This is a genomic window from Streptomyces spiralis (assembly GCF_014654675.1).
In the GTDB taxonomy this organism is placed as follows: Bacteria; Actinomycetota; Actinomycetes; order Streptomycetales; family Streptomycetaceae; genus Streptomyces; species Streptomyces spiralis.
The window spans coordinates 60,635-85,205 of the sequence record NZ_BNBC01000020.1 but is presented as its reverse complement, the minus strand read 5'-3'; the positions used below and the strand labels follow the sequence as shown (position 1 = coordinate 85,205).

Sequence of the window (24,571 nt, the reverse complement as noted above, 5' to 3'; positions counted from 1 at the left end):
TGAAACCGTCACCGCACGCGGCGGTTCAGCCACGGAGTGAGGCCGATCATGGGGATGCGCTCCTTGTAGGTGCGGTCGCCCGGGAGGGGCACGACCATGCGGTAGCCGGGCGGGAAGCGCCGCCCTTTGACGTATGCCATGCCGTCGAGGACGGCGCGGAGAAAGGCGGGGACGTCGTCGCGGGGCAGATCGGGGAACTCGACGCCCTCGACGGTGATCAGTGCGTCGTCCTCCGGGTAGAGCCGCACGGCGATCCGAGGCAGGCCGCCGAACTCGATGAAGGCCTCGTGCGGGAGCGACCCGTCCGGATCGCTGGTCACGCCGACGCCGGCGGCGCTGCGACGCGAGGTCTGGTCGGCGCCGATGTCGTGCGTCACCTCGATCTCGCGTGCGTACGCGGCCGCGATGGCACGGCAGGCGGTGACGGCGGCCTCGGTGGTGGGCAGGTGGCGGTCCATGGCGACGATCATGCCCGACCCGGGTCAGTGACCCGAGGGAAACCGCAGGTACCGCGGTGGCACTGCCTTGGTCAGCCATACCCCGTTGGCGCTGACGTGGAAGACATGGCCGTCCCGGTGCATGGCGGAGGCGTCGACGGCGAGCACGACGGGGCGGCCGCGGCGGGCGCCGACGCGGGTCGCGGTCTCCCGGTCCGGTGACAGATGCACGTCGTGCCGGTTCATGGGCCGCAGGCCCTCGGCGCGGATCGCCTCCAGATTGCGGGCCACGGTCCCGTGGTAGAGGTAGGCCGGCGGGGTCGCCGGGGGCAGTCCGAGATCGACGTCGATGCTGTGGCCCTGGCTGGCGCGGATGCGGTCGCCCTCGATCGCGAACCGCTGTTTGTCGTTGGTGGCGACGACCTGGTCCAGTTCCTCGCGCGTGAAGGGGAAGCCGTGGGCGGCAGCGGCCGCGATCAGTGTGTCGATCCCCACCCAGCCGCTCTCGTCCAGCGTGAGCCCGATCCTCCCGGGCTGGTGGCGCAGGTGTTTGGAGAGGTACTTCGACACCTTCACGGTGCGTCTTTCGTCCATGCCACCAGCGTGCCGGGAGAGACGAGCATCACGCAGGTATTTTTCGCTCCGAAGGTTTGATCCACAGACAAGCCACGTTGTCCACAAGCGAACGGGCCGTTCTGTGGACAACTGGCCCTCGAGCGAGGGCGTTGCGCCGGGGTCGGCTGCTCATGGAGGCCGCACGGCCACGACTCACAGCCGTGGCCGCACCCGTGCCAGTCTGCGCAGCGCCCGCGGAGTGAAACGGGACATCGCGTGGAAGAGGCGCGCCTCCGGGGTCACCGGCACCATCGCCTCGTCGCGTACGACCGCGCGCAGGATCGCGTCGGCGACCTTCTCCGGCGGATAGCCGCGCAGCCCGTACAGCCGGGCAGCGCGCCGTCGGCGGCGCCTCTCCTCCTCCGCGTCGACGCCCGTGAAGCGTGCCGTCGAGGTGATGCCCGTGTCGACGAAGCCGGGGCAGACAGCCGTGACGCCGATCCCCTGCCCGGCCAGTTCCGCGCGCAGACACTCGCTGAGCATCAGCACCGCCGCCTTGGAGGTGCTGTAGGCGGGCAGCGCCCGGGAGGGCTGGTACGCGGCCGCGGACGCGACGTTGACGACATGGCCGCCCTGACCGCGCTCGGCCATCTGCCTGCCGAACAGTCGGCAGCCGTGGATGACGCCCCACAGATTGACGTCGAGGACGTTCTTCCAGTCCTCCACGGTGTGGTCGAAGAAGGAGCCGGACAGGCCGATGCCCGCGTTGTTCACGAGGACGTCCACCACGCCGTACTCGGTGGCGACCTTCTCGGCCAGCTTCTCCATGGCCTGCCCGTCGGAGACGTCCACGGCCTCCGCCCAGGCGGCCGACGCGCCGAGCGGCCGGGCCAGCTCGGCGGTGCGCGCGGCGGCCTCGGCGTCCCGGTCCACGGCCACCACGCGTGCGCCGGCCTCGGCGAACGCGAACGTCGTGGCCCGTCCGATGCCGCTGCCCGCTCCCGTGACCAGCACGAGCTGCCCGGCGAAGCGGTCGGCGTACTTCCCCGTGGCGGCGGGCCGGGGCCGTCCGCTCTCGGTGGCGGTCACGAAGTCCGTGATCCAGGCGGCCAGCTGGTCGGGCCGGGTGCGCGGGATCCAGTGCTTGGCAGGGAGCGTGCGGCGCACCAGCCGCGGGACCCACCGCTCCAGGTCGTCGTACAGCCGCTCGGACAGGAACGCGTCCTCCACGGGGGTGATGAGCTGCACGGGGGCGTGTGCGTGGGCGTCGGTCCGCGGGCTGCGCAGCCGGGTGCGCACGTTGTCCCGGTACAGCCAGGCTCCGTGCGCGGCGTCCCGCGGCAGGGACGGGGTCGGGTAGCCGCCGCCGGGCACCTTCTCGACGCGCTGGAGGATCTTCGGCCAGCTTCTGCCGAGCGGACCGCGCCAGGCCAGTTCCGGGAGCACCGGCGTGTGCAGCAGGTACACGTACCAGGACTTGGCGCCCTGACCGAGGAGTTGGCCCACACGGCGTGGAGTGGGGCGCTTGAGGCGGGAGTTGATCCAGTGGCCGAAGTGGTCGAGCGACGGGCCGGACATGGAGGTGAAGGACGCGATCCGGCCCCGGGTGCGCTCGATGGTGACGAACTCCCAGGCCTGCACCGAGCCCCAGTCGTGTCCGACCAGGTGCACCGGGCGGTCGGGGCTGACGGCGTCCGCGACCGCGAGGAAGTCGTCGGTGAGCTTCTCCAGGGTGAACCCGCCCCGCAGCGGCCGCGGTGCGGTGGAGCGGCCGTGCCCGCGGACGTCGTACAGCACGACATGCAGTCCGCCGGGGCCGGCGAGGCGTTCGGCCACCTCGGACCAGACTTCCTTGCTGTCCGGGTAGCCGTGCACCAGTACGACCGTCGGCTGCCGCGGGTCGCCCAGCTCGGCCACGCACAGCTCGACCCCGCCGGTGCGCACCCGGCGTTCCCGTGCGCCGTTCAGCGACGTCACACGCGTCACCTCTCCTTCGCCCAGCGCTCTTCGCCGAGTGCCGTGGGCGACTGTCGCAGTTGTTAGACGGGTCGTCAATAGGACCGGGTGGACGCGGCTCCACCCGGTGGCGTTAGACCTCAGGACTTGACCCCTAGGGTTCCCGTAATACTCGAGGTGGAGGCCGAAACGGCTCTGGGGTCTGACGACTCGCGTGGCGCGGGTCACTACCGTCGAAGACGTGACTGTGATCGCGACCGAAAGCCTGAGCAAGCGGTTCCCCCGGGTGACCGCGCTTGACCGGCTCTCCGTGGACGTCGGACCCGGTGTGACCGGACTCGTCGGCGCCAATGGAGCCGGCAAGTCCACACTGATCAAGATCCTGCTGGGTCTGTCCCCCGCCACGGAGGGCCGCGCCGAGGTGCTCGGCCTCGACGTCGCCACCGAGGGCGCCGCCATCCGCGAGCGCGTCGGCTACATGCCGGAACACGACTGCCTGCCACCCGACGTCTCGGCCACCGAGTTCGTCGTCCACATGGCGCGCATGTCCGGCCTGCCGCCCACCGCCGCGCGCGAGCGCACCGCGGACACGCTGCGCCACGTCGGACTGTACGAGGAGCGCTACCGCCCCATAGGCGGCTACTCCACCGGCATGAAGCAGCGCGTCAAGCTCGCCCAGGCCCTGGTGCACGACCCGCAGCTGGTCTTCCTCGACGAGCCGACCAACGGCCTCGACCCGGTCGGCCGCGACGAGATGCTGGGCCTGATCCGCCGCATCCACACCGACTTCGGCATCTCGGTCCTGGTCACCTCGCACCTGCTGGGCGAGTTGGAGCGCACCTGCGACCACGTCGTCGTCATCGACGGCGGCAAGCTCCTGCGGTCCAGCTCCACCACCGACTTCACCCAGACCACGACCACCCTCGCGATCGAGGTCACCGACAGCGACGAGCACCCGGACGGCACCCGCGCGGTGCGCGACGCGCTCCACGCGCGCGGGCTGCAGACCGAGGACGGCACCGGCCTGCCGGGCGCGGGACACGTCCTGCTCCTCACCGCCCAGGGCGAGGAGACGTACGACCTGGTGCGGGACGTGATCGCGGACCTCGGCCTCGGCCTGGTGCGCATGGAACAGCGCCGGCACCACATCTCGGAGGTCTTCCGGGACGACGAACAGCGCGACGGACAGCGGAAGGAGGCGGTCGGCCATGGCAGTTGAGCAGCCCATGAGCGCACCCGTCACGCGGCCGGGTGACCAGACCCGCATCCACAACATCGGCTACCGCACCTACGACGGCCCCCGCCTCGGCCGTGCCTACGCCCGCCGGTCGCTGTACTCGCAGTCCCTGCGCGGCGCCTACGGCCTCGGCCGCTCGGTGAAGTCCAAGGTGCTGCCGATGCTGCTGTTCGTGGTGATGTGCGTGCCCGCGGCCATCATGGTCGCCGTCGCGGTCGCCACCAAGGCCAAGGACCTGCCCGTCGACTACACGCGTTACGCCATCATCATGCAGGGCGTGATCAGCCTGTACGTCGCCTCGCAGGCACCCCAGTCCGTCTCACGCGACCTGCGCTTCAAGACCGTGCCGCTGTACTTCTCGCGGCCCATCGAGACCGCAGACTACGTCCGCGCCAAGTACGCGGCACTGGCCTCGGCCATGTTCGTCCTGACCGCCGCACCGCTGCTCGTGCTCTACGTCGGCGCGCTGCTGGCCAAGCTGGACTTCGCCGACCAGACCAAGGGATTCGCACAGGGACTCGTCTCCGTGGCACTGCTCTCACTGCTCTTCGCCGGCATCGGCCTCGTCATCGCCGCCGTCACCCCGCGCCGCGGTTTCGGCATTGCGGCCGTGATCGCCGTGCTGGTCATCTCCTACGGCGCGGTCTCCACCCTCCAGGCCATCGCCGACGCCCAGAACAACACCGGCGCGATCCCCTGGATCGGCCTGTTCTCGCCGGTCACCCTGATCGACGGCGTACAGACCGCCTTCCTCGGCGCGACCTCCGCGGCGCCCGGTGCCGTCGGCCCCGGCACCGGAGAAGGCGTCGTCTACGTCCTCGTCCTCCTGGGCCTCATCGCCGTTGCCTACGGCCTCCTGCTGCGCCGCTACAAGAAGGTGGGACTGTGACGACCCTCAGCATCGACCACGTCTCCCGCTGGTTCGGCAACGTGGTCGCCGTCAACGACATCACCATGACGATCGGCCCCGGCGTCACCGGTTTGCTCGGCCCCAACGGGGCCGGGAAGTCCACGCTGATCAACATGATGGGCGGCTTCCTCGCCCCCTCCACCGGCTCCGTCACCCTCGACGGGCAGCCGGTGTGGCGCAACGAGCAGATCTACCGGCACATCGGTGTGGTCCCCGAGCGGGAGGCGATGTACGACTTCCTCACCGGCCGCGAGTTCGTCGTCGCCAACGCCGAGCTGCACGGCCTCGGGGCCAAGGCGGCACAGAAGGCGCTGGCCACCGTCGAGATGGAGTACGCGCAGGACCGGAAGATCTCCACCTACTCCAAGGGCATGCGGCAGCGTGTGAAGATGGCCAGCGCCCTCGTGCACGACCCGTCCCTGCTCCTGCTGGACGAGCCGTTCAACGGCATGGACCCGCGCCAGCGCATGCAGCTGATGGACCTGCTGCGGCGCATGGGCGACGAGGGCCGCACGGTGCTCTTCTCCTCCCACATCCTGGAGGAGGTCGAGCAGCTCGCCTGGCACATCGAGGTGGTGGTCGCCGGCCGGCACGCGGCCAGCGGCGACTTCCGCAAGATCCGCCGTCTGATGACCGACCGCCCTCACCGCTATCTGGTCCGCTCCAGCGACGACCGCGCCCTCGCGGCCGCGCTGATCGCCGATCCGTCGACGTCCGGCATCGAGGTCGACCTCGCCGAGGGCGCGCTGCGCATCCAGGCCGTCGACTTCGGCCGGTTCACCACCCTGCTGCCGCGGGTGGCCCGGGACCACGGCATCCGGCTGCACACGGTCTCGCCGTCCGACGAGTCCCTCGAGTCCGTCTTCTCGTATCTGGTCGCGGCGTAGGAGGCCGAAGATGTACGACCCCACAGTCGCCCGGCTCACCTATCGGGCCCTCCTCGGCCGTCGCCGGGCCCTCATCCTCGGCGCTCTGCCGCTGCTGCTGATCGTCATCGCGGTGGTCGTCCGCGCGCTCACCGGCGCCGACGACCAGACCGCGGTGAACGTCCTGGGCGGGTTCGCGCTGGCCACCATGGTGCCGATCATCGGTGTCATCGCCGGTACCGGCGCGATCGGCCCTGAGATCGACGACGGCTCGGTGGTGTACCTGCTGTCCAAGCCGCTGAAGCGACCGACGATCATTCTCACCAAGCTGATCGTGGCGATCGCGGTGACCATGGTGTTCTCGGCGGTGCCCACGCTGATCGCCGGGCTGATCCTCAACGGCAACGGGCAGCAGATCGCCGTGGCCTACACGGTGGCCGCGCTGGTCGCCTCCATCGCCTACGCGGCCCTGTTCCTGCTGCTGGGCACGGTCTCCCGGCACGCGGTGGTCTTCGGCCTCGTCTACGCCCTCGTCTGGGAGGCGCTGTTCGGCTCCCTGGTGCCCGGAGCGCGCACCCTGAGCATCCAGCAGTGGTCCCTGGCCGTGGCGCACAAGGTCGCCGGCGGGGACCTGGTCACCTCCGACGTCGGGCTGCCGACGGCGACGGTGCTGCTGGTGCTGGTGACCGTGCTGGCCACCTGGTACGCCGGGCAGAAGCTGCGGGCCCTGACCCTCGCCGGGGAGGAGTGAGGCCTCGCCCGCTCACCGGGCGGTTCTCACCCGGCCTTGACGGAGGTTTCACCTGCACGCGCGCACACTGGGCAAAGCGGACGGACGACCAGGAGGACGGGATGGCAGGCGAGACGCCGGAGCACGACGGCCGTGGGGCCACCGGCGACGGGTGGGACGACGTGGTGCTCGACGCGGACTTCATACGGGCCGCCGAGAGCACCGAGCCGTCCGCCCGGGCCCGTATGCTCGCCGCCCGCTGGCGCCGCGAGGCACCCGAACCGCAGCCCTGGCGGTCCGACGAGCCGCCCGCGGGATGGTTCTTCAGCAAGGTCCGTCGGCGCAGGTGGCGGCGGCGCTGAACCATCGCGCGGCGGGCGTTTAATTCGGTGGCGACGGTGGCGCCGGGACGGCACAGTGGTGGAGTCCGCAGCGCCGGGTCGATCCGGCGCCACGTTCTGGGAGAGGAGCTGTGGCGATGTCCATGCACGGCAGTACGCCCAGCTCCCGACAGGGCAGCCCGCGGCGGGCTCCGGAGTAGTCCTCACCGCTCCGTCAGAGCCCGCCCCGCACGGGGAGCTGCCCGGGGCGGCCGCTTCGAGCACGCGATCCGCTGTCGCGTGGGCCGCCCACCCGGAGGATTGGCCGAGTGGTAAGGCACCGGCTTGCTAAGCCGTGGTCGGGGGTGAAACCCCGCGCACGTTCGATCCGTGCATCCTCCGCAGAGACCGAAACCGCACAGACCGAAACCGCAGAGACCGAAACCGCACAGACCGAGAACCGGCGAGAACCGCGGGTTCAGCCCAGGAACCGTTCCAGCACCACCGCGATGCCGTCCTCCTCGTGGGAGGCCGTCACCTCGTCCGCGACCGCCTTCAGTTCCTCGTGGGCGTTGGCCATGGCCACGCCGTGCGCGGCCCAGGCGAACATCGGTATGTCATTGGGCATGTCGCCGAAGGCGAGCGTGTCGGCGGCCTTCAGGCCAAGCCGTCGTGCGGCGAGCGAGAGGCCCGTCGCCTTCGACAGGCCGAGCGGGAGGAGTTCGACGATGCCCTCGCCGGCCATGGTGACCGAGACGAAGCCTCCCGCGGTCCGGTGGGCCACTTCGGCGAGCTCGTCGTCGGAGAGGGTCGGGTGCTGGACGTAGATCTTGTTGAGCGGTGCGCTCCACAGGTCCGAGGCGTCCGTGAACGGGGTGGCCGGCAGGGCGCCGGTGAGGGTGTAGCCGGGGCCGACGAGCACCTCGCCGTCCAGGCCGTCCCGGCTCGCCGCCAGGTACAGCGGGCCGACCTCCGCCTCGATCTTGGCCAGGGCCACCCCGGCCAGCTGCCGGTCCAGGGTCACCGAGGTCAGCAGGCGGTGCTCACCGGCGTCGTACACCTGGGCACCCTGGCCGCAGACCGCGAGGCCCCGGTAGCCGAGGTCCTCGAGGATGTGCCGGGTCCAGGGGACGGCACGGCCGGTGACCACGATGTGCGCGGCACCCGCCGCGGTGGCCGCGGCGAGCGCCTCACGGGTGCGGGGCGATATCGACTCGTCGGAGCGGAGCAGCGTACCGTCCAGGTCGGTCGCGATCAGCCGGTAGGGGAGGCCGCCGGACATCTCGCCGGCGGCCTCGGGAGCGGGGTCGGTCACTTGGCCACCGGCTCCAGAACCTTCCGGCCGCCGAGGTAGGGACGCAGGACCTCGGGCACGCGCACGGAGCCGTCGGCCTGCTGGTGGTTCTCCAGGATCGCGACGATGGTGCGCGGTACGGCGCACAGCGTGCCGTTGAGCGTGGCCAGCGGCTTGACCTGCTTGCCGTCGCGGACACGGATCTGCAGCCGGCGCGACTGGTACTCGGTGCAGTCCGAGGTGGAGGTCAGCTCGCGGTACTTGCCCTGGGTGGGGATCCACGCCTCGCAGTCGAACTTGCGCGCGGCCGAGGAGCCCAGATCACCCGAGGCCACGTCGATGACGCGGAACGGCAGCTCCAGCGAGGTCAGCCACTGCTTCTCCCACTCCAGCAGCCGCCGGTGCTCCTCCTGTGACTCCTCGGGGGCGACGTAGGAGAACATCTCGACCTTGTCGAACTGGTGCACGCGGAAGATGCCGCGGGTGTCCTTGCCGTGCGAGCCGGCCTCGCGGCGGAAGCACGGCGAGAAGCCCGCGTAGCGCAGCGGCAGGCGTTCCGCGTCGATGATCTCGTCCATGTGGTACGCCGCCAGCGGCACCTCGGACGTGCCGACCAGGTAGAGGTCGTCCTTGTCGAGGTGGTAGACGTCCTGGGCGGCCTGGCCGAGGAAGCCGGTGCCGGCCATCGACTGGGGGCGGACCAGCGCCGGGGTCAGCATCGGGGTGAAGCCGGCCGCGGTGGCCTGCGCGATCGCCGCGTTCACCAGGGCCAGCTCCAGCAGGGCGCCGACACCGGTGAGGAAGTAGAAGCGCGAACCGGACACCTTCGCGGCGCGCTCCACGTCGATCGCGCCGAGGAGCTGGCCGAGTTCCAGGTGGTCCTTGGGCGCGAAGCCCTCGGCGGCGAAGTCGCGGATCGCGCCGTGCGTCTCCAGCGTGACGAAGTCCTCCTCACCGCCGACGGGCACGTCGGGGTGCACGAGGTTGCCGAGCTGGAGCAGCAGTTCCTGGGTCTCGGTGTCCGCCGCGTCGCGCTCGGCGTCGGCCGCCTTGACGTCGGCGGCGAGCTGGCTCGCCCTCTTCAGCAGCTCGGCCTTCTCGTCACCGGCGGCCTTGGGGATGAGCTTGCCCAGCGCCTTCTGTTCGGCGCGCAGCTCGTCGAAGCGGACGCCGGACGACCTGCGCCGCTCGTCGGCAGACAGGAGGGAGTCGACGAGCGCGACGTCCTCTCCACGGGCGCGCTGGGAAGCGCGCGCACGGTCAGGGTCCTCACGGAGCAGGCGAAGGTCAATCACGCGGTCAAGGCTACCGGTGCGGCGTTCCCGCTCACGACCCTGTATTCCGAACCGCGCGTCTCGATGCCCTGCACGGCCGTACGCACCGTTATGGACAAATTGCGCAGTGTGTCAATAAAGAGATGCCCTGCCCCTGGAAGGGGTCAGGCCGCAGATGCCTGGTTGACTGGATTTCCTTGTGCGGAACGGGACTTGGAGCCTGTGTTGTCCACAGGGATCCGCCCCCTCCGGCAAGTTATCCACAGGCTGTGTGCAAGATCTGTGGACTCCGGAATTGATCACTCCGGAAGCGGCGGCCGGAAGGAAGAATTCCCGGTGCAAACCGGCCTGACACCCACTTTCGGGTGGAAAGAGGTCGCCCCAAAAGATGAACCAAAGGAAACGGGTGGACGAAGGGTTACCTACGGGGTGATGGCCCGGCTTGCGCGCCGTAGGGCGATTTGTCGACCGAGTCGCCGCATGGTGTCGACTTGTCCCCAGGTCGATCAGGGCACCTGTGGATAACTTCTGTGGATAACGAAGATCTGCAGGTAGGACCGGTCGCACCCGGTCAGAAACGGCTAGGAACGGCTAGAAACGGCCGTCCTGGCAGCGTGCCACCCAGTCCGCCGCCGCCGCGAACTCCCCGTCCGACGTCCCCGCGGACGGCGGCCGTACGTCCGCCACCCCGATGTCCGCACGCGGATAGGAGCCGAGGAAACGCACCTGCAGACAGATCCGCTTCAGGCCCATCAGGGTCTCCGCCATTCGGCGGTCGCTGATGTGGCCCTCGGCGTCGATGCAGAAGCAGTAGTTGCCGATGCCCGCGCCGGTCGGCCGGGACTGCAGCAGCATGAGGTTGATGCCACGGGAGGCGAACTCGCCCAGCAGGTCGCGCAGGGCGCCGGGGTGGTCGTCGCGCTGCCACAGGACCACGGAGGTCTTGTCCGCGCCGGTGGGGGCGGCGGGGCGGGCGGGCCGTCCGACCAGCACGAACCGGGTCTGCGCGTTCTCCGCGTCGTGGATGCCCGTCTCGAGGGGCTCCAGCCCGTACCGTTCGGCCGCGAACTCACCGGCGAAGGCGGCGTCGTAGCGGCCCTCCTGGACCAGGCGCGCGCCGTCCGCGTTCGAGGCGGCGGACTCCCACACGGCGTCCGGCAGGTTCGCCCTCAGCCAGTTGCGCACCTGCGGCTGGGCGGCCGGGTGGGCGGTGACCGTCTTGATGTCGGACAGCTTGGTGCCGGGCCGGACCAGCAGCGCGAAGGTGATCGACAGCAGCACCTCGCGGTAGATCATCAGCGGCTGGCCCGCGACCAGCTCGTCGAGCGTCGTGGTGATGCCACCCTCGACGGAGTTCTCGATCGGCACGAACGCGGCCTCGGCATCACCGGTGCGGACCGCGTCCAGCGCGGACTGCACGGACACGTACGGGACCAACTCCCGGGTGGCCGCCTCGGGAAGCGTACGCAGGGCCACCTCGGTGAAGGTGCCCTCGGGGCCGAGATACGCATAGCTCGCTGGCATGTCCTCACCCTAATGGCCTCGGCCGGACTCGGCCCATGTGTCTCATGTGCGCCCCTCCCATGGGTGACCCACCGAGCCCTCCCTCGGAGGACACGAGCCCTCCCTCGGAGGACAGCTGTCATCCCTCCAGCAGCCGCTGCCCCACGTACTCGCCCTCTGCCGCCCCGCCCGGCACGGCGAACAGTCCGCTCGCCTCGTGCCGGATGAACTGCGACAGCGCGTCACCCCGGTCCAGCTTGCGCTGCACCGGCACGAAGCCCCGCAGCGGGTCCGCCTGCCAGCAGATGAACAGCAGACCCGCGTCGGGGGTGCCGTCGGCTCCGAAGCCGTCGTGGTAGGAGAACGGGCGCCGGAGCATGGCGGCGCCGCCGTTCTGGTCGGGCCGGGTGATGCGGGCGTGGGCGTTGATCGGCACGACATAGGAGCCGTCCTTGCCCGCCTTCTCCAGGTCCATGGCGGTCGTCTCGGTGCCGCCGCTCAGCGCCGCGCCGTCGGACTTGCGGCGTCCGATGACGTTCTCCTGCTGGGTGAGCGAGAGCTTCTCCCAGTCGTCCAGGAGCATGCGGATGCGGCGTACGACGGCGTAGGAGCCGTTCGCCATCCAGGCCGGCTCGCCGTTCGCGGGGACGAAGATCCGCTGGTCGAAGTCGGCGTCGGACGGCTTGGGATTGCGGGTGCCGTCGATCTGGCCCATCAAGTTGCGGGCCGTCATGGGCTGCGCGGTGGCGCCCGGGGAGCGGTTGAAGCCGTTCATCTGCCAGCGGATCCGGGCGGCGCTGCCCGCGTCCTTCTGGATCGCGCGCAGGGCATGGAAGGCGACCAGCGCGTCGTCGGCACCGATCTGCACCCAGAGGTCGCCGTTGCTGCGGGCCTTGTCGAGGTGGTCGGAGGAGAAGTCGGGCAGCGGGTCGAGGGCGGCCGGCCGATGCTTTCCCAGGCCTGTGCGGTCGAAGAAGCTGTGGCCGAAGCCGAAGGTGATCGTGAGCGAGGAGGGACCGGCGTCCTGGGCGACGTCGGTGTCGTCGTGCGCGGCCGGCTCGCCCGCCATCAGCCGCTCGGCGGTCGCCGACCAGCGGCGCAGCAGCGCCGCTGCCTCCTTGCGGCCCGCGCCGGCCGCCAGGTCGAAGGCGACGAGGTGGCCACGGGCCTGGAGGGCCTCGGTGATGCCCGGCTGATGTTTCCCGTGAAACATCGCCCGGTTCGAGCCGAGCGAGGTGAGCGGGGTGGCTGCGGCGGGCGCGGCCGCGTACCCCGCGGCCGCGCCGGCCGCGCCGAGGACGAGTCCGGTCGCACCGGCCGTGCCGAGCAGCCGTCGGCGCGACACACCCGCCGCGGGTGTGCCGTTCTCCTCGGAGGCGGACTGCCGGGGCAGGCCCGGGACGGTCGGCTTGGGCGTGGCCTTCGAGGCCTTGGTCCCGGTCTTGGAGGCCCCAGGCACGGCAGCCTTGGACGCCTTGGGCGTGGCGGCCTTGGAGGGCCTGGGGTTGGCCTCGGGGCTGGACTGGTCGGTCATGGTGGTGCTCAGCCGATCTGCGCGTTCTTGGTGACGGTCACCTGGTCGATGTCGGAGGTCCGCACGGTCACGGCGACCTTCCAGTCGCCGGCCATGGGGATCTGCACCCCGCTCGCCGCCCAGTGCCCGGTGGTGATGTGGTCGGGGGCCACCGGCAGCGGCCCGATCTTCTTCGCGGTCAGGGTGAAGGCGACCTTGACCTCGGGGATGTCGAACGCCTGCCCGTCGGGCCGCTGGACGTAGACGTGCAGCTCGTTGCCGCCGACCCGCGCGGGGTCGATGTCGAGCCGTACGACGCCCTTGCCGTTCTGGCCGCCGGTGTCGAACGGCATGTCGAGGGTGACCGCCCCCGTGGAGGACGAGGAGGAGTTCGAGGAGGCCGCCGAGGAGGTCGTGGCGGCCTTGGCCTCCTCCTCGGTACGGCCGGGTTCGGTCTGGGTCAGCACGGTGGTGACGGCGAGCAGCACGACGGCGACACCGGCCTCCGTCAGCACGGAGCGGCGCAGCCCGAACCGGTGGGGGTCGGCGTCGCGCAGCCGCTTCTGCCGTGCCGCGTCCATGGCGGCCCGCTGCCGGGCGAGCTGGGCGGTCCGCCGGGAGTCGCCGCCGGAGTCGTCGGGGGAGTGCGTTCCGCCCGAGTCGCCGTCGGCGGAACTCGTCCCCCCGGGCTCACCGTCGGCCGAGCTCGCCGCGCCCGTCGCACCCTTGCGTACGGCCGCGGTCTCCTTCCGCTCCGCCGCCTGCGTCTCCTCCGCGGCAGGGCTCGTGCGCCCCGTCGTCTCCGCCCCGGTCACTGTCCCGGTCGCCGTCTGCGCCAGCCGTCCCGTCCAGCGCCGGGAGAACCAGCCGAGCCCGACCAGCAGCAGCACGAGCCCGATCTTGGCCAACAGCAGCTGCCCGTAGCGGGTGCCGGTCAGTGCGGACCAGGTGCCTACCTGGCGCCAGGCCTGGTAGGTGCCGGTGGCGACCAGCGTGAGCACGGATCCGAAGGCGACGCGGGAGAAGCGGCGTACGGCCGAGGCCTCGACCGGGGTGTCCGCGGGTGCCCGGTACAGCGCGACCAGGAGCGCGACGAGCCCGCCGAGCCAGGCGGCCACGGCCAGCAGATGGACGACGTCGACCGGCATCGCGATGCCCGGCTGCAGGCCGACCGAGGCGTGCTCGGCCATCGCCCAGCTCGCCGCGAGCCCGGCGGCGACCACGGTGCCGCCGATCGCGAGCCCGAAGGTCAGATCGCGCTTCTCCTCGTCGTCCCGCTTCTCGTAGGCCCCGAAGAGCACCGCGACGAACAGGGCCGCCGCGGCGAGCAGCAGCAGCCGGGAGACGAGGGCGGCGCCGGTCTTGGTCTGGAGCACCTGCCCGAGCAGGTCCAGGTCGAAGACGTCCCCGGCCTTCCCGGAGGTGGTGTAGGAGCCGCGCAGGAGGAGCAGTGCGAGCGTGGCCGCGGTCAGCGCCACCCAGCCGGAGACGACGAGCCGCTGCAGGACCCGTACCCCGGCTCCGCGCTGCCAGCAGGCCAGTACGAAGGCGGCGCCGCCGGCCAGGACGATGAAGCCGGCGTACGAGACGTAGCGGCCCAGCCCGTACAGCAGGCCGACGATCCCGCCGCCCACCTCCTGGCCGCCGACCGCGACCGAGGTCTTGGAGGGCGCGCCGACGGAGAAGGTGTAGGCGCCGGCGACGGGGTGGCTGTCGGCGGAGACGACCTGGTAGGTGACGGTGTAGGTGCCGTCGGACAGCCCGGCGCGCAGCCGGACGGCGTAGGTGGTGCCGCTGATGTTGGAGGGGGTACCGGTGTCGACGCGCGCGCCCTTGGGGTCGAGGACGCGCAGCGAGTCGTCGTTCATGGCGACCTTCTCGGAGAAGGTCAGCGAGACCTGGGTGGGTGCCTTGTCGACCACCACCCCCTGCTGGGGGTCGCTGCCGGTCAGCGCGGCGTGCGCGGAGGCGGGTCCGGCACCGGCCAAGAGCATGCCGGTGACGGCGAGGAGCAGCAGCACCAGGGTCCGGACGCGGGGGGCGGTGGTCTGCGTCAAGGTGGTCCCTTCCTCAGTGTCCGGTCGCGGGGTTGTACGTGGCGGACTTCACCGGCATCTCGACCCTGAGGTCGCCGGACTTGGCGAAGTGCAGATCGACCGTGACCGTCTGGCCCTTCTCAGGCTTGCGCTTGAGCTCGTCGAACATCAGGTGGTTCCCACCGCTGCGGAACACCAGCCGTCCGTGTGCGGGGACGGCGAGACGGTCGACCTGGCGCATCGCCCCGCCGACGGTCTCGTGCACGGTGACGTCGCCGGCGGCCTCGCTGGAGACCGAGGTCAGCTCGTCCTTGGCGTCGCCCTTGTTGACGATCGTCAGGAAACCGGCGGCCATCGAGTCCGAGACCGGCTGGGGCATGTAGGAGGAGTTGACGGACAGCTCGGCGCCGCCGCTGCCGGACTCGGAGCCGGAGGCCGAACCGCCGCACCCGGTCAGCAGGAGGGTTCCGGCCAGGACGGTACCGATGACGAAGGGGGCCGCGGTCGCCGGGCGCCTCACGGGTTCTCCCCCTTGATGAGCTTGGGGAGGTCCTTGGTGTAGTCGTCGACGGTGGTGTCCTCGCCGTAGATCACATAGCCCCGGTCGGTCTTGGGCGAGAAGGCCATCACCTGGGTGCCGTGCACCGAGACGAGCTTGCCGTTCTTGTCCTTCTTCGTCGGCTCGATGCTGATGCCGATGCTGCGCGCCCCGGCCTGGATGGTGGCGAAGTCCCCGGTCAGTCCGATGAACTGGGTATCGATGCCCTTGAGCCAGGCGCCGAGTTCGGCCGGGGTGTCGCGGCCGGGGTCGGTGGTCACGAACACCACCCGCAGCTTGTCCTGCTCGGCCTTGGGCAGCGCCTTCTTGGCGACCGCCAGGTTGTTCATCGTCAGCGGGCAGATGTCGGGGCAGTGGGTGTAGCCGAAATACAGCAGGGTGGGCCGGCCCGCGGTCTCCTTGCGGAGGTCGTACTTCTTGCCGTGTGTGTCGGTGAGTACCAGATCGGGCTTGTCGAACGGCTGGTCGAGGACCGTCGCGGGCTTCTGCGAGGTCTCCTCGGAGACGACGGTGGCGGTCTTGCTGCTGTCGCCGCCGCTGCCGCAGGCGGAGAGGGTCAGCGTGGCGGCGGCGAGCAGTGCCGCCGCGGCGAACGTCTTCTTACGCATAGAGAAATGTCCCAGATGTGAGATCTCCGGCGCGTACCGGGGTCGTACGCAAGCGTCGCACGGCCCCGGTACGCGGCACGGACGAGCAGGTCAGGCGGTGGTGCGTCGACGGCCGGCGAACACGCCGTACGCCACGCCCGCCGCGCCGATCACGATGCCCACGACGCCGAGGACGCGGGCGGTGGTGTCACTGCCGCTCGTCGACGCCGCGGTGGTGTCCTGGGCGGCGGGCTTGGAGTCGTCGGCGGCGTTCTGCGCGGACGCCCCGTCGGCGTCGCCGTCCGAGGCCGCGGCCAGCTGCAGCACCGGCGCCGGGTTGTCGGGCTCGGGCTGCCCCTTCTGCGGCACCTCGATCCAGCGGACGACCTCCTTGTTGGAGTACGTCTGGAGCGCCTTGAAGACGAGTTGGTCGGTGTCCTCGGGCAGCTGGCCGATGGAGAGCGGGAACTTCTGGAAGTAGCCCGGCTTGATGCCGTCGCCGTCGGCGGTCCAGGTGACCTTGGTGACGGCCTCGGAGATCTTCTCGCCGTGCATCTCGAGCGGCTTGGCCAGCTTGGACTTGGTGATGTCGATCTTCCAGCCGTCGATCGGCTCCGGCATCACCGAGGCCAGCGGGTGATCGGTCGGGAAGTTGACCTCCACCTTGGTGGTGGAGGCGTTGTCCCGCTCGTTGGGGACCTTGAAGTCGACGACGGCGTAGCCGCCCTTGGCGGGCGTGCCCTCCGGCTGCACGCTGACGTGCGCGAACGCGGGGACGGACACGGCGAGGACGGCCGTGCCCGCGAGGGCGCCGACGGTGGCGAGGCGATTGGTCTTGCGGCTGATGGCCTTCATGGCAGGTGCACTCCGCTTCGAGTGGGCTCCGGTGGACACCGGTCGCGGTCCGGCGGATGCCGGTGCGTGCCGGTGGTGAAGAGGGAGCGCGTGCGCAGGGGTGACCGCCGGTGCATGGGGGCGGATCACCCGGGAACGGGCACGCGCGCGTGCCGCACGACGGCGGCCGCTCCCTCCGGCGGAACCCGCTCGATGGCGGTCCTGTGTCCTGTGGGTGCTGGTCGCGTCGTGTCAGGCGGCGAGGGCGAGGGCGGCGGCCGGCGGGCCGCGGCGGATCACCGTGTGCTGGAGCGCGGCAGAGCGCGGTGCGACGGCCGGGGTGTCGGCGGCGCGCGCGTAGCGCGGGCCGGTCGCGGGCGCCGTGGGCAGCCCCACGCACAAGGCGCGCACCAGCGCGAGCGCCCCGCGCAGGGAGCGTACGAGCGCGACCTCCGCGACTCCGTGCGCCGACAGCTCGATCAGCCGCAGCACGGCGAGGTCGCCGCGGCGCAGCAGCCAGCCCGCGACCAGTCCGGCGAGCAGGTGACCGAGCAGCATGGGCAGGGACGGCAGCAGCGAGGCCGCCGAACCGGTGGCGGACAGGGCGTCCGCCGGGTGGTGCACGGCCGAGGTGCCCGGGGCGGGCCCGGGGTAGAGGTGCGCGTCCACGAGGATCCGGTGCGCGCGGGCCGGGGTGATTCCGGCCGGGCCGGTGCCGCACATGTACCGCGCTGCCTGTTCCACGAGCCCGGCGTCGGACACGGCCTGCGCCGACCCCGAGGACGTCGACCCCATGGGCGTCGATCCGGACGATCCCATGCCCGCCGTGCCGTGCTGCCCCAGCCCGAACAGCGTGTGCAGCACGGTCTGCCCGACCGTGAGCAGCGCCGCGATCCCCGGCAGCGAGCGCGCCCGCCCGGCGAGCGGCACCACCACGAGGAGGGCCCCCACGAAGCCCGCGGCCAGCGTCCACAGGGGCACCGTGGCGCAGGAGGCCAGCGTGTGACCGGCCGCGGCCAGCACGACGCAGACCGCGGCGAACACCGCGGCCCGCAGCATCCGGAGATCGCGTCCGGCGTGTGCCGTGCGCGAGTGTGGGGCAGACATGGCGCGCTCATCATCCCACTGGGCGGCCACGGTGCGTACGGCAGGTCCACAAGATGCCGTACGTCCGTCTGGTCACCCTCTGTCCTCCGCGACCCGGCGTCCCATGTCTTCCGACGGCCTTCCTGTGGCCTGCCAACTGCCGTCCCACCCGCCGTCTTCCAGCTGTCTTCCAGCTGTCTTCCAGCTCTCTTCCGGCTGCCGGCCGCCCTCGCATACACCGATTCCGCCCCCACCGCATCCGCCGATCGAGCGGTCCGTCGTCAACTCGGTGCTTACGGTCGGGCACGAAGGGCAATACGTATCGGTATGTCGAGCCGCGGCCAGGAGGCTGGAGCATGAGCATCTGGTGGTCCCTCCATCTGCGGCGTGACGCTGCCAGCGTGCCGCTCGCCCGGAGGCTGCTCCTCGGCACGATGGAGACCGCGGGCGTCGACCCCGACATCTCCTACGACCTGTCCGTGGCGCTGAGCGAGGCCTGCGCGAACGCCGTCGAGCACGGCGGGGACGGCGACGGCGAGGCCTATCGCGTCACCGCCTACCTGGACGGCGAGAAGTGCCGTATCGAGGTCGCCGACGCGGGCCCCGGCTTCTCTCACGCCGTCCGCAGAGCACCGATCCGCCCCGCGCACGCCGAGTCCGAGCACGGACGGGGCCTGTGCCTCATCCAGGAGCTCGCCGACCACGTCCACATCGGCAACAAGCCGGGCCGGGGCGGTGCGGTGGTGAGCTTCGACAAGATCCTCAAGTGGCGGCACGGCGCACCGCTGGTGGCGGTGTAGCGAGTCCGGCGCCCGGGTTAGCGTCGTCCACCGGCGCGGCCCGGCGCGTGACCGGGCCCATCGCGTACGAGGCCGCCGCCGTCGCGCCGCCCAGCAGCAGCCAGCCGGGCGTGCCCCACTGCACCAGCAGCGAGGTCAGCACCAGTGGGCCCAGGGTGCGGGCCACGGTGACGCCGGTGCCGAAGAAGCCCTGGTACTCGCCGGTGTGTCCGGCCGGCGCCAGGTCGAAGGACAACTGCCAGGCGCCCGCCGACTGCCCCATCTCGGCGACCACCTGCAGCAGCGCCCCCGCCACCAGGACGGCCACGGCCACCTGCGCGGGGACCCGGGCCGACAGGGCGAACACCGCGCAGGCCGCGAGCATCACCCAGCTCGCACGCCGCACCGCCCGCGTGGCCGAGGCGAGCGAGGTGATTCCGCGCGCCGTACGCACCTGGAAGAGCATCACCGCCCCGGTGTTCAGCACGAACAGCGCGGACACCACCCAGTCCGGGGCGCCGGTCCGCTCGGTGATCCACAGCGGCAGTCCGAGGCTGAGCAGCGGCATCCGCAGCAGCAGGACCGTGTTCAGCAGCGTCATGACGACGTAGGGGCGGTCGCGCAGCACCGCGAGACGCGTGGGCGCGTGCCGGGCGGCCGGGGGCACCGGCGGCACCCGCAGCAGCAGTCCCGCGCACAGCAGGAAGCTCGCCGCGTCCAGCGCGAACACGCCCAGGTAGGCCGCCCGCGTGCCGGCGTGCAGGGCGAGCCCGCCCAGGCCCGCGCCGACCGCCAGGCCCGCGTTGAGCGTCGACTGCAGGTGGGCGAGCAGCCCGGTGCGCTCCGCCGCGGACACCAGGCCGGCCAGCAGCGCCTGCCGGGCCGCGGCGAGCCCGGACTGGGCGGCGGCGTAGGCGCACGCGGCGGCCACGAACGGCACGAAGCCGCGTACGACGAGGAAGGCCGCCACCGCCAGTCCGGTCACCAGCGCGAGCACCACCGCCGTACCGCGTGGCCCGCGCCGGTCCGCGACCCGGCCCAGGGGCACCCCGACGAGCGAGCCGACCGCCCAGGCGACGGTCAGGCCGAGTCCCACGCGCGCGGGTGCCAGCCCGACGACGTGCGTGAAGTACAGCGCCGAGGTGACGTAGTAGGCGCCGTCGCCGACCGAGTTGGTCAACTGGGCGAGGGACAGGACCCGTTGCGGCCCCGGAGGCGGAACGAGGGAGACCTTCATACCGACGACGCTAGAGGCAGGATGGACCCCTCGACAGACCCAATGGCCGCCCGCTCGAGTGGTCCACTTGTACGGACGGGCCGAAGGCCTTACGCCCCGTCAAGAACCGTCGCCAGCACGGCCAGTGCCTCGGGATACGCCCGCTCCCGGGGCGTTCCGTAGCCGACGACCAGCCCCTGCGGCCGGCCCGCGCCGGATCCGTCACCGGCACCGGAGCCGGAGCCGTCACCGAGGCCGGAGCCGGAGCCGTCACCGGGTCCGGGCCCGTGCCAGTGGTCGCCCAGGTGGCCGAGCGCGAGCCCCTCCGCCTCCGCGCGGGCCAGCACCTCGTCCTCGTCGGCGACGTCGATCAGGGCGTGCAGCCCGGCGGCGATCCCGCGCACCCGATGGCGGGAGCCCAGCCGGTCCAGGAGCTGGTCGCGGCGGCGCCGGTAGCGCAGCCGGCAGGCGCGTACGTGCCGGTCGTAGGCGTGGCTTTCGATGAGCTCGGCGAGCGCCAGCTGGCCGATGCTCTCGGTGTGGTGGTCGCTGTGCAGCTTGGCGTCGGCCACTGCGTCGACCAGGTGCGGCGGCAGCACCATCCAGCCCAGCCGCAGAGCGGGGCCGAGGGTCTTGGAGGCGGTGCCCAGGTACACGACCTGCCCCGGCGCCATGCCCTGGAGGGCGCCCACGGGCTGGCGGTCGTAGCGGAACTCGCCGTCGTAGTCGTCCTCGACGATCAGCCCTCCACGCGCGCGTGCCCAGTCGGTCAGAGCCCGCCGCCGCTCGGGATGCAGGGTCACGCCGGTCGGGAACTGGTGCACCGGCGTGACGACCACGGCGCTCTCCTCGCCCAGTTCGTGTGCGCGGGCGCCCCGGTCGTCGACCCGTACCGGCACCACGCTCGAGCCGTTGCGCCGCACCACCTCCCGGTGGAAGGGCAGCCCGGGGTCCTCCATGGCGACCGTGCCGCCGTCCAGGACGCGGGTGAGCAGCGCCAGCCCCTGCACATACCCGGAGGTGATCACGATCCGCTCCGGCGGCGCGATCACCCCGCGCGCCCGCCCCAGATAGCCCGACAGCGCGGTGCGCAGCTCGATCCGGCCGCGCGGATCACCGTAGTCGTACGCCAGGGAGGGCGCCGTCGCGATGGCGCGTCGCAGCGCCCGCAGCCAGGCCGCCGCCGGGAACGCCCCGACGTCCGGGCTGCCGGGCCGCAGATCGAAACGGGGCGCACGCGCGCGTGCCGCCGCCCCGGGCTGCTCCGCGTCGACGGCCGGCAGCGCGGCGACGTGGGTGCCCGAGCCCTGCCGCGCCGTCAGGTACCCCTCGGCGACCAGCTGGTCGTACGCCGCCTTCGCGGTGCCCCGTGAGATGCCGAGCTCGGCGGCGAGCCGCCGGGTCGCCGGCAGCCGGGTCCCGGGCGCCAGCCGTCCGTCCCGCACGGCGTCCCGGAGCGCCCGCTCGAGCCCGGTCCGGCGGCCGTCCGCCGCGTCCGGCTCCAGATGCAGGTCCACCCCGACACCGGACCAGAAGTCGTCCCGGTGCACGTCCACGAAAACCCCCCTAGGCATGTGAATGGCCGGGCACCTCCTGTGGTGCCCGGCCCTCACACTCGCATCAGCCCTTCAGCGACGCCATCCAGGCCTCGACCTCGTCGGAGCGGCGCGGCAGGCCCGCCGAGAGGTTCCGGTTGCCGTCCTCGGTGACCAGGATGTCGTCCTCGATGCGGACACCGACGCCCCGGTACTCCTCCGGCACGGTCAGGTCGTCGGCCTGGAAGTACAGGCCCGGCTCGACGGTGAGGACCATGCCCGGCTCCAGCGTGCCGTCGACGTACGTCTCGGTGCGCGCGGCGGCGCAGTCGTGGACGTCCATGCCGAGCATGTGGCCGGTGCCGTGCAGCGTCCAGCGGCGCTGCAGGCCGAGCTCCAGGACTCGCTCCACGGGGCCCTCGACCAGGCCCCACTCCACCAGCTTCTCGGTGAGCACGCGCTGGGCGGCGTCGTGGAAGTCGCGGTACTTGGCACCCGGCTTGACCGCCGCGATGCCGGCCTCCTGGGCCTCGTACACGGCGTCGTAGATCTTCTTCTGGATCTCGGAGAAGCGGCCGCTGATCGGCAGGGTGCGGGTGACGTCGGCGGTGTAGTACGTGTGCGTCTCCACGCCCGCGTCCAGCAGGAGCAGGTCGCCGGAGCGGACCGGGCCGTCGTTGCGGACCCAGTGCAGCGTGCAGGCGTGGGGGCCGGCGGCGGCGATGGTGCCGTAGCCGACGTCGTTGCCCTCCACGCGCGCGCGGAGGAAGAACGTGCCCTCGATGTAGCGCTCGCTGGTCGCCTCGGCCTTGTCGAGGACCTTCACCACGTCCTCGAAGCCGCGGACCGTGGAGTCGACGGCTTTCTGCAGCTCGCCGATCTCGAACTTGTCCTTGATCAGCCGGGCCTCGGACAGGAAGACGCGCAGCTCCTCGTCGCGCTCGCCGGTGACCTTGTCGGTCAGGGCCGCCTCGATGCCGGCGTCGTAGCCGCGCACCACACGGACCGGGCCGGTGGCCTCCTTCAGCTTCTGAGGCAGCTCGCGCACGTCGGAGGCCGGGATGCCGTACAGCTGCTCGGCCTCGGCCAGGGAGTGGCGGCGGCCGACCCACAGCTCGCCCTGGCCGGAGAGCCAGAACTCGCCGTTCTCCCGGTCGGAGCGGGGGAGCAGGTAGATCGTCTCCCGGTGGCCGCTCGTGCCGTCCGGGGAGGTGGTCGGCTCCAGGACCAGCACGCCGTCCTCGGTCTGGTTGCCGGTGAGGTAGGCGTACTCGACCGAGGAGCGGAAGGCGTACTCGGTGTCGTTGGAGCGGGTCTTCAGGTTGCCCGCGGGGATCACCAGGCGCTCACCGGGGAAGCGCGCGGACAGCGCGGCGCGACGGCGGGCGGTGTGCTCCGCCTGCTCGATCGGCTTCAGGTCGCGCAGCTCGGTGTCGGCCCAGCCGGACTTCATGTTCTCGGCGAGCTCGTCGGACACGCCCGGGTACAGGCCGTTCTTGCGCTGCTTGATCGGCTCTTCGGACTCGTTCTCCGGGGTCTCCGGGGTGGTGAGCTCCTCCGACACGGTCTTCCTCCTAGGTACGGCACTGGACCACCCCCATCGTACGGTCGTACGGAAGGGGCCCGAGGCGGCAGCACCTGTTACCGGGAGCACCGGCCGAACCGCCGGAGGCACTGGCCGAACCGTCGGAAGCGCTGTGCGAACCGTAGAGCCCTGGTGGAGCCCTAGTCGAAGCGCGCCGCCAGCAGTGCCACGTCCTCCGCGCCGTCGGTCCTGTCCAGGCCGTTCGGCAGGACCGTGCGCAGCACATGGTCGGCGACCGCCCCCACGTCGTGGCGCACCGCGCGCGGGACGCTCGCCGCCGCCGCGTGCAGCCGGGCGAAGGCACGGTCGACGGGATCGCCGGTGCGGTGCAGCAGCCCGTCGGTGTAGAGCAGCACCGTTTCGCCCGCGGCCACCTGGAACTCCACGCTGGGCGCCTCCCAGCAGGCGAGCATGCCCAGCGGCGCGGACACGGACGTCTCCACGAACTCCGTGCGCCGCCCGCCGAGCAGCAGTGGAGGGCTGTGCCCGGCGCCGGCCAGGGTGATCCGGCGCAGCTCCGGCTCGCAGTAGGCGAACAGGGCGGTGGCGGAGCGGGCGGGCTCGGTCAGCCGCAGCAGCAGTTCGAGGTCGGAGAGGACGGCCACCGGGTCCTCGCCCTCCATCACCGCGTACGCCCGCAGGGAGGCGCGCAGCCGGCCCATCGCGGCGACCGCGCCGGGGCCGGAGCCGGTGACCGAGCCGACCGCGAGACCGAGCGCGCCCTCGGGCAGCGGCAGCGCGTCGTACCAGTCGCCGCCCCCGCGCGGGCCGGTGCGGTGCCGGGCGGCGAGCTGGACCCCGGGGACGCGCGGCAGCCGGGTGGGCAGCAGCTCCTCGTACATCGTCGCCATGCACGCGCGCGTGCGCTCGCAGTCGAGCAGGCGCGCCAGGTGCTCGGTGGCGAAGCGGACGTAGAGACCGGCGAGATGGCGTGGGCGCTCGGCGGGTTCGGCGGGCTCGTCGTAGAGCCACAGGGCGGCGCCGAGGCGGCCGGCGGCCTCGGTGGACAGGGGCAGCGCGTAGCCGGCGGCGTAGCCGAGGCGGGCGGCCACCTCCCGGTGGCGGGGGTCGAGGCCGTCCTCGGCGAACAGGTCGGGGCGCACGATCTCGCCGGTGCCGCCCGGCAGTCCGGCGGCGGTGTCGAGAAGCGCGCCGTACGGCATCACGCCGCGCGGCACGGTCTCGATGTGCCCGAGATCGGCGCGGGCGAGTCCCAGCCCGATGGTGGTGCGGGGGCCCAGTCCGTCGTCCGGTTCCAGGACGACGAGACCGCGCCGGGCGCCCACCAGGGCGGCACCGGCGCGCAGCAGTTCCTTCAGGGCGGCGTCGAGCCGGTCCGTACGGGCCAGCCGCTCGGTCAGCTCGTGCAGGGTCGTCAGGTCGGAGACCCAGCCGGCGAGCCGGTCCTGCAGCAGGGCGCCCGGCGGGTACGGGGTGTGGGGGGAGTGCGCGTCGTGGGCGGTGGCGGCCGGAGAGGTGCCCGGGGCTGAGGGAACGGGCGGGACAGTGTGTGCGGGAGCGGGAACCGTTGAATCGATTCCAGCCACTTTCGAAGGGTGAGGGGCGTTCATGGCGTCCGGCTTTCCGACCGGCGCGTACTGCTCGAAAGCATCGCAAACCCCCATGTCTTCTGCGCCGCCAGCAGTGTCTCCACATGTACACGCACTCGTGAGGGGATGTCCAGCATTGTCCTGCCGGGATTCCTGGTGTCCAGGAGCCCGTACGGGTCTTTCTTCAGCCCCCTTGCGCAACAATCAAG

Annotated in this window: 22 protein-coding genes and 1 tRNA gene; 7 read left to right on the top strand and 16 right to left on the bottom strand. The window is 71.8% G+C overall.

Features of this window, described 5'->3' with window-relative positions; translation table 11 throughout:
- Window positions 1-8 precede the first annotated feature (8 nt).
- The 3 genes from IE318_RS21330 to IE318_RS21320 all read right to left on the bottom strand — a co-directional run bounded on the left by IE318_RS21330 (window position 9) and on the right by IE318_RS21320 (window position 2,969).
- Window positions 9-470, bottom strand: a complete 462-nt coding sequence (locus IE318_RS21330; protein WP_189902669.1) for a hypothetical protein — start codon at window positions 468-470, stop codon at window positions 9-11.
- A 12-nt stretch (window positions 471-482) separates the two neighbouring features.
- Window positions 483-1,031: an RNA 2'-phosphotransferase gene (locus IE318_RS21325; protein WP_189902666.1), complete on the bottom strand. Its 549-nt coding sequence runs from the start codon at window positions 1,029-1,031 to the stop codon at window positions 483-485.
- A gap of 174 nt (window positions 1,032-1,205) precedes the next feature.
- Window positions 1,206-2,969: an SDR family oxidoreductase gene (locus tag IE318_RS21320; RefSeq protein WP_189902664.1), complete on the bottom strand. Its 1,764-nt coding sequence runs from the start codon at window positions 2,967-2,969 to the stop codon at window positions 1,206-1,208.
- A 226-nt stretch (window positions 2,970-3,195) separates the two neighbouring features.
- Between IE318_RS21320 and IE318_RS21315 the strand changes: the two genes are divergently transcribed.
- From IE318_RS21315 to IE318_RS21290, 6 genes are all read left to right on the top strand, one after another.
- Window positions 3,196-4,167 carry an ABC transporter ATP-binding protein gene (locus tag IE318_RS21315; RefSeq protein WP_189902766.1) on the top strand — a complete coding sequence of 324 codons (972 nt, stop codon included), beginning with the start codon at window positions 3,196-3,198 and terminating at the stop codon, window positions 4,165-4,167.
- Window positions 4,157-5,074: an ABC transporter permease subunit gene (locus IE318_RS21310; protein WP_189902662.1), complete on the top strand. Its 918-nt coding sequence runs from the start codon at window positions 4,157-4,159 to the stop codon at window positions 5,072-5,074. Before IE318_RS21315 ends, IE318_RS21310 begins: the two co-directional genes overlap by 11 nt.
- On the top strand, window positions 5,071-5,982 hold the full coding sequence (locus tag IE318_RS21305; protein WP_189902659.1) for an ABC transporter ATP-binding protein: 912 nt from the start codon (window positions 5,071-5,073) through the stop codon (window positions 5,980-5,982). The genes IE318_RS21310 and IE318_RS21305 overlap by 4 nt, the downstream gene beginning before the upstream one ends.
- A gap of 10 nt (window positions 5,983-5,992) precedes the next feature.
- Complete coding sequence (locus IE318_RS21300) at window positions 5,993-6,712, top strand: ABC transporter permease subunit (protein ID WP_030168663.1); 720 nt, start codon at window positions 5,993-5,995, stop codon at window positions 6,710-6,712.
- 101 nt (window positions 6,713-6,813) lie between these two features.
- Window positions 6,814-7,053, top strand: coding sequence for an SGM_3592 family protein (locus tag IE318_RS21295; protein WP_030168666.1), 240 nt, complete (start codon window positions 6,814-6,816; stop codon window positions 7,051-7,053).
- Between the two features lie 273 nt (window positions 7,054-7,326).
- Window positions 7,327-7,413, top strand: a tRNA-Ser gene (locus tag IE318_RS21290).
- 76 nt (window positions 7,414-7,489) lie between these two features.
- Here the strand turns inward: IE318_RS21290 and IE318_RS21285 are convergent.
- The 9 genes from IE318_RS21285 to IE318_RS21245 form a co-directional block, all read right to left on the bottom strand.
- Window positions 7,490-8,293, bottom strand: coding sequence for an HAD family hydrolase (locus IE318_RS21285; protein WP_030168669.1), 804 nt, complete (start codon window positions 8,291-8,293; stop codon window positions 7,490-7,492).
- 29 nt (window positions 8,294-8,322) lie between these two features.
- The gene (gene serS / locus IE318_RS21280; protein WP_189902657.1) at window positions 8,323-9,600 is read right to left on the bottom strand and encodes a serine--tRNA ligase; all 1,278 of its coding nucleotides are present in this window, start codon (window positions 9,598-9,600) and stop codon (window positions 8,323-8,325) included.
- Window positions 9,601-10,170: 570 nt separating this feature from the next.
- Window positions 10,171-11,103, bottom strand: coding sequence for a prephenate dehydratase (gene pheA, locus IE318_RS21275; protein ID WP_189902655.1), 933 nt, complete (start codon window positions 11,101-11,103; stop codon window positions 10,171-10,173).
- 118 nt (window positions 11,104-11,221) lie between these two features.
- On the bottom strand, window positions 11,222-12,616 hold the full coding sequence (gene efeB, locus IE318_RS21270; RefSeq protein ID WP_189902653.1) for an iron uptake transporter deferrochelatase/peroxidase subunit: 1,395 nt from the start codon (window positions 12,614-12,616) through the stop codon (window positions 11,222-11,224).
- Window positions 12,617-12,624: 8 nt separating this feature from the next.
- Window positions 12,625-14,652, bottom strand: a complete 2,028-nt coding sequence (locus IE318_RS21265) for a copper resistance CopC/CopD family protein (RefSeq protein ID WP_189902651.1) — start codon at window positions 14,650-14,652, stop codon at window positions 12,625-12,627.
- Window positions 14,653-14,665: 13 nt separating this feature from the next.
- Window positions 14,666-15,151: a copper chaperone PCu(A)C gene (locus IE318_RS21260; RefSeq protein WP_229903650.1), complete on the bottom strand. Its 486-nt coding sequence runs from the start codon at window positions 15,149-15,151 to the stop codon at window positions 14,666-14,668.
- The gene (locus IE318_RS21255; protein ID WP_030168689.1) at window positions 15,148-15,798 is read right to left on the bottom strand and encodes an SCO family protein; all 651 of its coding nucleotides are present in this window, start codon (window positions 15,796-15,798) and stop codon (window positions 15,148-15,150) included. Before IE318_RS21255 ends, IE318_RS21260 begins: the two co-directional genes overlap by 4 nt.
- Before the next feature lie 90 nt (window positions 15,799-15,888).
- Entirely contained in the window at window positions 15,889-16,632 is a 744-nt protein-coding gene (locus IE318_RS21250; protein ID WP_189902649.1) for a YcnI family copper-binding membrane protein, read from the bottom strand.
- 231 nt (window positions 16,633-16,863) lie between these two features.
- Window positions 16,864-17,718 carry a hypothetical protein gene (locus IE318_RS21245; protein WP_189902647.1) on the bottom strand — a complete coding sequence of 285 codons (855 nt, stop codon included), beginning with the start codon at window positions 17,716-17,718 and terminating at the stop codon, window positions 16,864-16,866.
- A 335-nt stretch (window positions 17,719-18,053) separates the two neighbouring features.
- On the opposite strand from IE318_RS21245, the gene IE318_RS21240 reads away from it, so the two are divergent.
- Window positions 18,054-18,497: an ATP-binding protein gene (locus IE318_RS21240; RefSeq protein ID WP_030168700.1), complete on the top strand. Its 444-nt coding sequence runs from the start codon at window positions 18,054-18,056 to the stop codon at window positions 18,495-18,497.
- Here the strand turns inward: IE318_RS21240 and IE318_RS21235 are convergent.
- The 4 genes from IE318_RS21235 to IE318_RS21220 all read right to left on the bottom strand — a co-directional run bounded on the left by IE318_RS21235 (window position 18,460) and on the right by IE318_RS21220 (window position 24,383).
- Complete coding sequence (locus IE318_RS21235; protein WP_189902645.1) at window positions 18,460-19,713, bottom strand: MFS transporter; 1,254 nt, start codon at window positions 19,711-19,713, stop codon at window positions 18,460-18,462. The genes IE318_RS21240 and IE318_RS21235 overlap by 38 nt on opposite strands.
- 89 nt (window positions 19,714-19,802) lie before the next feature.
- Complete coding sequence (pdxR, locus tag IE318_RS21230; protein WP_189902643.1) at window positions 19,803-21,266, bottom strand: MocR-like pyridoxine biosynthesis transcription factor PdxR; 1,464 nt, start codon at window positions 21,264-21,266, stop codon at window positions 19,803-19,805.
- Between the two features lie 46 nt (window positions 21,267-21,312).
- A complete protein-coding gene (locus IE318_RS21225) occupies window positions 21,313-22,791 on the bottom strand; it encodes an aminopeptidase P family protein (RefSeq protein ID WP_189902641.1) in 1,479 nt (492 codons plus the stop codon).
- A gap of 161 nt (window positions 22,792-22,952) precedes the next feature.
- Window positions 22,953-24,383: a PP2C family protein-serine/threonine phosphatase gene (locus tag IE318_RS21220; protein ID WP_373311235.1), complete on the bottom strand. Its 1,431-nt coding sequence runs from the start codon at window positions 24,381-24,383 to the stop codon at window positions 22,953-22,955.
- Window positions 24,384-24,571: the final 188 nt, after the last annotated feature.